The sequence below is a fragment of the Pseudorhodoferax sp. Leaf265 genome, assembly GCF_001422365.1.
In the GTDB taxonomy this organism is placed as follows: domain Bacteria; phylum Pseudomonadota; class Gammaproteobacteria; order Burkholderiales; family Burkholderiaceae_C; genus Pseudorhodoferax.
In genome coordinates this window covers 115,553-123,004 of record NZ_LMMT01000013.1, presented here as the reverse complement: position 1 = coordinate 123,004, position 7,452 = coordinate 115,553, and the positions used below count along the sequence as shown (strand labels likewise).

General features: G+C 67.5%; 8 protein-coding genes. 7 read left to right on the top strand and 1 reads right to left on the bottom strand.

The genetic code is table 11. The features are described 5' to 3' along the window. Nucleotides 1–292 precede the first annotated feature (292 nt). From ASF45_RS14840 to ASF45_RS14830, 4 genes are all read left to right on the top strand, one after another. A complete protein-coding gene (locus tag ASF45_RS14840; RefSeq protein ID WP_063887682.1) occupies nucleotides 293–703 on the top strand; it encodes a hypothetical protein in 411 nt (136 codons plus the stop codon). Nucleotides 704–882: 179 nt separating this feature from the next. After that, entirely contained in the window at nucleotides 883–2,667 is a 1,785-nt protein-coding gene (gene arsA / locus ASF45_RS14835; RefSeq protein WP_056663712.1) for an arsenical pump-driving ATPase, read from the top strand. A gap of 56 nt (nucleotides 2,668–2,723) precedes the next feature. Continuing rightward, nucleotides 2,724–2,942, top strand: coding sequence for a hypothetical protein (locus ASF45_RS35315; RefSeq protein WP_156473010.1), 219 nt, complete (start codon nucleotides 2,724–2,726; stop codon nucleotides 2,940–2,942). Between the two features lie 55 nt (nucleotides 2,943–2,997). Then, entirely contained in the window at nucleotides 2,998–3,348 is a 351-nt protein-coding gene (locus ASF45_RS14830) for a nucleotide pyrophosphohydrolase (protein ID WP_056663709.1), read from the top strand. A gap of 22 nt (nucleotides 3,349–3,370) precedes the next feature. Here the strand turns inward: ASF45_RS14830 and ASF45_RS36940 are convergent, their stop codons facing one another. Continuing rightward, the gene (locus ASF45_RS36940; RefSeq protein WP_056663706.1) at nucleotides 3,371–4,528 is read right to left on the bottom strand and encodes a diguanylate cyclase domain-containing protein; all 1,158 of its coding nucleotides are present in this window, start codon (nucleotides 4,526–4,528) and stop codon (nucleotides 3,371–3,373) included. 166 nt (nucleotides 4,529–4,694) lie between these two features. On the opposite strand from ASF45_RS36940, the gene ASF45_RS14820 reads away from it, so the two are divergent. The 3 genes from ASF45_RS14820 to ASF45_RS14810 all read left to right on the top strand — a co-directional run bounded on the left by ASF45_RS14820 (nucleotide 4,695) and on the right by ASF45_RS14810 (nucleotide 7,443). Next, nucleotides 4,695–4,985, top strand: a complete 291-nt coding sequence (locus ASF45_RS14820) for a DUF1330 domain-containing protein (RefSeq protein WP_056663703.1) — start codon at nucleotides 4,695–4,697, stop codon at nucleotides 4,983–4,985. Between the two features lie 134 nt (nucleotides 4,986–5,119). After that, complete coding sequence (locus tag ASF45_RS14815) at nucleotides 5,120–5,887, top strand: SDR family NAD(P)-dependent oxidoreductase (RefSeq protein ID WP_056663700.1); 768 nt, start codon at nucleotides 5,120–5,122, stop codon at nucleotides 5,885–5,887. 89 nt (nucleotides 5,888–5,976) lie between these two features. Next, complete coding sequence (locus ASF45_RS14810) at nucleotides 5,977–7,443, top strand: sensor domain-containing diguanylate cyclase (RefSeq protein WP_235580921.1); 1,467 nt, start codon at nucleotides 5,977–5,979, stop codon at nucleotides 7,441–7,443. The last annotated feature ends 9 nt before the right edge of the window (nucleotides 7,444–7,452 follow it).

Below are 7,452 nucleotides of genomic sequence, written 5' to 3'. Positions count from 1 at the left end.
ACCAAGAAGTTATCCACACCGTGAGCCCTGCTGGGCTCTATCCAGGGTGGGTCAAAGTTCGATGGAAATGGTGGGTCAGGAATACGTGGAAATCAACACCCATGGTGCACCAGTGGGGCGGGCCATGGTCAGACGGCCGCTTCGCGTCGCGGTGTCGACTCCATCGGGCCTACCGGCTGCTTTTCCTGCAGGCTGCTGCTGCCATTGACGTGCCTCAAGCCTTGGACGCTCGTCGAGGCGCAAGCTGTCGGGGCTGGTCGCTGCGTCAGCGGCCTTTTCCCTGGAGAAGACCATGAGATTAGTCGTTCTAGGTGCAGCCCTGGGCATGGCATCACTCGCTGGCTGTTCATCGATGCCGGGAGAACATGCGACACACCATCCACAGGGCTGCTCGGCTGCGTCGGCACCGGCCGGTTACGAGCAAAAAATGAAGGCGATGCAGGAGATGCATCGGAAGATGGCTCAAGCCACAACACCCGGGGAACGCGCCGCGCTGATGAAGGACCACATGCTGACCATGCAAGACGGCATGGGGATGATGGGCCAGATGGGCGGAGGAATGACCGGTTGCAGGGGAATGGACAGTGGCAAGGGTGCGATGCCCATGGACCCGGCGATGGTGGAACGCCGCATGGACATGATGGAAATGATGATGCGGATGATGATGGACCGGCAGGAAATGCCGCCTGCGACCGCCAGGTAGCGCGACTGCGCACAGGAGGCTTGCCATGGACATCGCCGACCACGGTCGCCCTGCCGTTCTGGCGCTCGCGCGGCGCCATCGCGCACCTTCTTGTTGCCACGGTGGGCAGCTTGGCACGTGCTCTACCGCGCCCAACGGCGTCCCGCGACCGCGGGACCGCAAGCCGCTCTAAGAGAACGATGGTCCAAACTGAATCGCCCCTCTCGCTGCTGTGCGACACGCGGCATTTCCTGTTCTTCACCGGCAAGGGCGGCGTCGGCAAGACGTCCATCGCCTGCGCTTGCGCGTTGGCCCTGTGCGAGGGGGGCAAGCGCGTGTTGCTCGTCAGCACCGACCCGGCCTCCAATCTCGACGAGATGCTGGGCGTGGCGCTGTCGGACCAGCCGCGCGAAGTGCCGGGCGCTTCAGGGCTTCGGGCAATGAACATCGACCCGGACGCGGCCGCAGAAGCCTATCGTCTTCGCGTCCTGGACAAGATGGCGGCAAGCAGTTCGACAGCGGAGCGGGAAGCCGTTCGCGAGCAGCTCTCAGGCGCCTGCACGACCGAAATTGCAGCCTTCGACGAATTCATCGGTCTGCTGGCAGGCGATGCGTCGGGCTATGACCACGTGGTCTTCGACACCGCTCCGTCCGGGCACACCTTGCGGCTGCTGAGCCTTCCAAAAGCCTGGACCGGATTCCTCGAAGGGAACGACCGCGGGGCCTCGTGTCTCGGGCCGCACTCCGGCCTGAAGATGCAGGAGGAGCGCTTTCGGACCGGTCTCAAGGCCCTGTGCGATGGAGACCAGACGTCCATCGTGCTGGTGACGCGCGCCGACACTGGCGCCCTTCGCGAGGCTGCGCGTACACATCAGGAACTGCTCCAGTTGGGTCTGGCGAACCAGCATCTTCTTGTGAATGCGGTGTTCAAGGCAACCGTGCCCGACGATGCGGTAGCCAACGCGCTGCAGGGCCTCGAGGAGGGCGCCCTTGCGGCAATGCCCGATGTCTTGCGAGCGCTACCGCAAGACCACGTTCCCCTGCGCTCGTTCGACATGGTGGGATTGCCCGCGTTGCGGGCCTTGCTTGCGCCACAGACCGCCATTGCCCCTGCGGACACGAAGGCGCCGGTGGTTCCCCGAGAGGTTCAAAGGCTTCACGCGCTGGCCGACGAACTCGCACAGCGGGACCATGGACTTGTGATGGTGATGGGCAAGGGGGGTGTAGGGAAGACAACCATCGCTGCGGCATTGGCGGTCGCGCTGGTCCAACGCGGCAAGTCGGTACACCTCTCGACCACGGACCCCGCAGCTCATCTCACCGCGACTGTCGAAGGCCAGATGCCGGGGCTCGAGGTGAGCCGCATCGACCCGGTTGCCGAGACTCAACGCTACATCGGCAAGATCCTGGCCAGCCGAGGCAAGGACCTGGACGAGCAGGGCCGTGCCCTTCTACTCGAAGACCTGCACTCTCCCTGTACAGAAGAGGTGGCCGTCTTCCATGCCTTCTCGCGGACAGTGGGCGAAGCTCGAAGCTCCTTCGTCGTGCTGGACACAGCCCCGACAGGGCACACCCTGCTGCTCATGGACGCCACAGGTGCCTACCACCGGCAGATGGCGCACGAGTTCGAGGGCAAGGGTACTGGCCGCTTCGTGACCCCGCTGATGCGTCTTCAGGACCCCGACTACACCCGCATCGTCATCGTCGCCCTGCCCGAAATCACGCCCGTGTCGGAGGCGGCGGCGCTGCAGGACGACCTCCGGCGCGCCCAGATCGAACCGTTTGCCTGGGTCGTGAACCGCAGCTTGATGGCAAGTGGCAGTCGCGACCCGCTGTTGGCCTCACGGATGGCCCGCGAGGCGAAGCAGTTGGACAGAGTGCGGGACCTTGCTCGCCGGACATACCTGGTACCTTGGTCTGCGAAGCCGTTGAGAGGGATTGCGGCCCTGCTCGCGATATCGGGAGACGGTGTCGACGGCATCTAGGGATTTGTCGAACAAGTGTCGACAGACATGGGGGCAGCAGCGCTAACTTTTCCGACGTGCAGTCGCTCGAAGACGCCGCAGCTACTTGGGCAGCGTTGCCCGATTGCATCAGGCCTCAGCCGGGCCTGTTTGTCGCGCAGGTGGTTGGCGAATCGATGGACCGGCGCATTCCCAGCGGAGCCTGGTGTCTGTTCCGCGCCGATCCAGCCGGCACCCGTCAGGGCAGCTTTGCCATCGTTGCCGAATTCTTGATGGTGTCGGAGCCTGCGGCATGATGGCTCGCTGATCTGTCTGAACCTCTCAACGGCACATCGCTGTGCATCCTTTGCCATGAGCGACTCCCTCGACGCCCTCCGCCAGCAACTCGCCACCTTCGCCGCCGAGCGCGACTGGCAGCAATTCCATTCCCCCAAGAACCTGGCCTCCGCCCTCATCGTCGAAGCCGCCGAACTGCTGGAACACTTCCAGTGGATGCCCGATGCGCAGAGCCGCGCATTGCAACCAGAGCAGAAGCAGGCCGTGGCCGCCGAGATCGCCGACGTGCTGCTCTACCTCGTGCAGCTGTCCGATGCGCTCGGCATCGACCCCGTGGCCGCAGCGCAGGACAAGATCCTGGTCAACGCACAGAAGTACCCCGTGGCCACCGCCCGCGGCAACAGCCGCAAGCACGGCGCGCCCTGATGCGCGGCCCGCACGCGCACCCTCACACGCGTCCCACCTTCCCCCGCTTCTTCTCCTCATAAGACATCGCATCCGCCTGCGCCGCCAGCTGCTCGAAGCGCTGGCTTCCGTCCGAACACGCGTACCCCACCGACGCCCCGACCCGCAGCGCCACGCCGTCGAAGTCGATCGGCTCGCCCACCGTGCTGCGCACGCGCGCCGCGATGCCCTCCAGCACCTTCACATCCGCCAACCCCGGCAGCAGGATCACGAACTCGTCGCCGCCCGTGCGCGCCACCACGTCGCCGTGGCGGGATTGCTGCTGCAGCCGCGCGGCCACGGTGCGCAGCACCTCATCGCCGGCCGCATGGCCATGGCGGTCGTTGACGGGCTTGAACAGGTCGAGGTCGAAGCTGATCACGGCCATGGGCCGGCCGGCCTGGGCCTGGGCGGCGCGGTCGATGGCGCGGCGGTTGGCAAGGCCGGTGAGCGGGTCCTTCTCGGCATCGTCGTGCAGGGTCTTGAGCCTGGATTCGCCCAGGCCCACGAGCCGGCCCGCATGCACGATGGCGCCGGCCGTGAACAGCACGAACACCAGGCCGATGGCCGCGCTCCAGCGCTTGACGGACTGAAAGCCTGCCTCCCTGGCGTCGCGCCGCGCTTCCAGCAGGGCGCGTTCCTCGGTGTCCATCACGTCCAGCAACTCGCGCAGGCGCTGGCTCGCGTCGATGTTCACGCGTGCGGCCAGCGAGGCCTGCAGCGCGGCCGCGCCGTCGCGCTGCGCGATCACGCTGGAGCTGCCGTACCAGCCGAGGATCTCGGCGGTCTCCGAATGGACTTCACGGGCGCGGGTGGTCTGGCTGGGGTTGTCCTGGACGAGCTTCTGCAGGCGCTCCGTGGCATCCCGGGATTCGTCCGATGTCCGGGCCAGGCTGGCGAGGAACTCGGGCCTGGGCGAAATGGCGTAGTTGCGCAGCGCCAGCCCGCCCAACATGACGCTGGCGCGCACGCGGTCGATCTCTTCCTGCACCTCGTGCGTCTGGTCGACCAGCGCATCGGCATTGCGGAAGTCGGCAATGTTGCGCCACAGCAGCGCACCGAACACCAGCAGCAGGACCAGGGCGATGGCCTGCGTGATCTGCATCACGCGCGCGATGCGGTGCAGGGTGCCGAAGGGAGGGCTGTGGGTGCCGGCGCTCATCGTTGTGCTTGTCTCGCGGGTGCGCGTTGGTTCTGTGTCGGCCGCATGCTAAGCCACAGCGCCGGGCGGGCGCGCCGGTGCGTCCGGCTGGCGACATGCGGTTAGAGTAGCCGCGCCGCCGCAGCCCCGCGGCCCCGCACCGCCCCTCCCAACCCAGGAAACCGACATGCCCAAAGCCTATTGGATCTCGACCTACCGCTCGGTCAGCAACCCCGACAAGCTCGCCGCCTACGCCCAGCTGGCCGGCCCGGCCATCACCGCCGGCGGCGGCCGCTTCCTCGCGCGCGGCCTGCCCGCCAAGGTCTACGAGGCCGGGCTGGAGCAGCGCACCGTGCTGATCGAGTTCGACAGCGTGGCCCAGGCCGTGGCCACGCACGACAGCGCGGCCTACGGCGCGGCGCTGGATGCGCTGGGCGATGGCGCCGAGCGCGAGATCCGCATCGTCGAAGGCGTCTGAGCCACCCACGGCGCGCTCCTGTTCCGCGCCGTTCACGCGCACGCGGCCTTGCCTGCCCGTGCGGCTGTCCGCTGTCCTACGCCACGCCCCGCGCCAGCCGCCCACCATGGCGGCTTTCTCAGCAGGGAGTGCGCATGGAACAACGCTTCAAGGGCAAGGCCGTCATCGTCACCGGCGCGGCCTCCGGCATCGGCCGCGGCGTGGCCGAACGCTTCGCGCAGGAAGGCGCCAACGTGGTGTTGGCCGACATCGAAGAGGCCAAGCTGCAAGCGGTCGCCTCCGGCATGGATGCCGACCGCACGCTCGTGCAGCGCTGCGACACGGGCGACCACACCCAGGTGCAGGCCTTGGTGCGCGCCGCCGTGGAGCGCTTCGGCCAGCTCGATGTGATGGTCAACAACGCCGGCGTGGCCTCCGAAGGCAAGGCCGGCGACGTGGCGCTGGACGACTGGGACAAGACCATCCGCGTGGACCTCACGGGCGTGTTCTACGGTTGCCGCGCCGCGCTGCCCGAGCTGCTCAAGACGCGTGGCTGCATCGTCAACACGGCCTCGGTCTCGGGCCTGGGCGCGGACTGGGCCATGTGCGCCTACAACGCGGCCAAGGGCGGGGTGGTGAACCTCACGCGTGCGATCGCGCTGGACTACGGCGGCCAGGGTGTGCGCTGCAACGCCGTGTGCCCTTCGCTCACGCGCACGGGCATGACCGAGGACATGCTGGCCGACGCCGAACTGGTGGCCAAGTTCATGGAACGCCTGCCACTGGGCCGCGTGGCCGAGCCGGCCGACATTGCGGCCGTGGTGGCCTTCCTCGCGAGCGAGGATGCACGGTTCATCAACGGCGTGAACCTGCCGGTGGACGGCGGCGTGACGGCCTCCAACGGCCAGCCGCCGGGCGGTTGAGCGCGGCAGGGCAGGCACCGCGCCTGCCTCGGTCCGCGGGCCGGCAAGCGCCGGGTCCATCCAACACATAAGTCCTGGAAAATCAGGCGATGACACCAACCGACTCCGCCGACTTCGAACAGATGTTCGAGTGGGCCCCGATCTCGCTCTGGCTCGAAGACTTCAGCGCGCTCAAGGATCTGTTCGACGACTGGCGCGCCGCCGGCGTGACGGACCTGGAGGCCCACCTGCGCGCCAACCCCACGCGCGTGCAGCAGTGTGCGGCCGGCATCCGCATCCTGCAGGTCAACCGGCAGACCTTGACGCTGTTCGGCGCGGCCAGCCTCGAGGAGCTGCAGCAGCGCCTGCCCGACGTGTTCCGCGGCGACATGTTCACGACCATGCTGCCTGAGATGCTGTCGCTGTGGAACGGTCGGCTCGACTACAGCAACCAGACCGTCAACTACGCGCTGGACGGCCGGCGCATCGATGTGGCGATCCGCGTGCGCGTGCTGCGCGGCCATGAAGACCGCTGGGACCGCGTGCTGATCTCGCTGGAAGACACCACCGCGGCCGTCCAGACGCGCCGGCAGCTGGCGGCCAGCGAAAGCCATGCGCGCGACCTGTTCCACTACTCGCCGGTCTCGCTGTGGGTGGAGGATTTCAGCGGCGTGAAGCAGCTGCTCGAGGAGGTGCGTGCGCAGGGCATCCAGGACTTCCGCGTGTTTCTCTCGGTGCACCCGGAGTTCGTGGGGCGCTGCATGGAGGAGATCCGCGTGCTGGAGGTCAACCGCCAGACGCTCACGATGTTCGGCGCCGCCAGCCAGGAGGAGCTGCTGGGCAACCTGGGCAAGGTGTTCCGCGACGAGATGCACGACACCTTCGCCGAGCAGTTGATCGACCTGTGGAACGGCAAGACCGAGCAGGTGCGCGAGGTCGTCAACTACGGTCTGGGCGGCGCGCTGATCAACATCCACATGCAGTTCGCGGTGCTGCCCGACCATGCGGACGACTGGGGCCTGGTGCTGGTCTCGCTGGTGGACATCACGGCACGCAAGAAGGCCGAGGCCTACCTCGAATACCTGGGCAAGCACGATTCGCTGACCCGCCTGCGCAACCGTGCCTTCTACGTGGACGAACTCAACCGCATCTCGCGCAAGGGGCCCTGGCCGCTGGGCATCCTGGTGATGGACCTGAACGGGCTCAAGCGCATCAACGACAGCGAGGGCCATGTGGTCGGCGACGCCCTGCTGCGCCGCGCCGGCGAAGTGCTGGCCAGCGCCAGTGCGGGCCAGCCCGGCTGCATGGCGCGCATCGGCGGCGACGAGTTCGTGGCGCTGCTGCCGGGCGCGGACGAGCGCGCGGCGCAGGAGCTCAAGGGCCGCATCGAATCGATGATCGAGCTCAACAACCAGTTCTACCCGGGGCACGCGCTGAGCCTGTCGATCGGCATCGCGAGTGCCAGCCGCGCGTCGGAGGTCGAGGACGCACTGCACGCGGCCGACCGGGCCATGTTCGACGCCAAGGCCCGCTTCTACCGCGATGGGCGGCAGGAGCGGCGCCGCGCGCCGGGCTGAGCGCGGGCT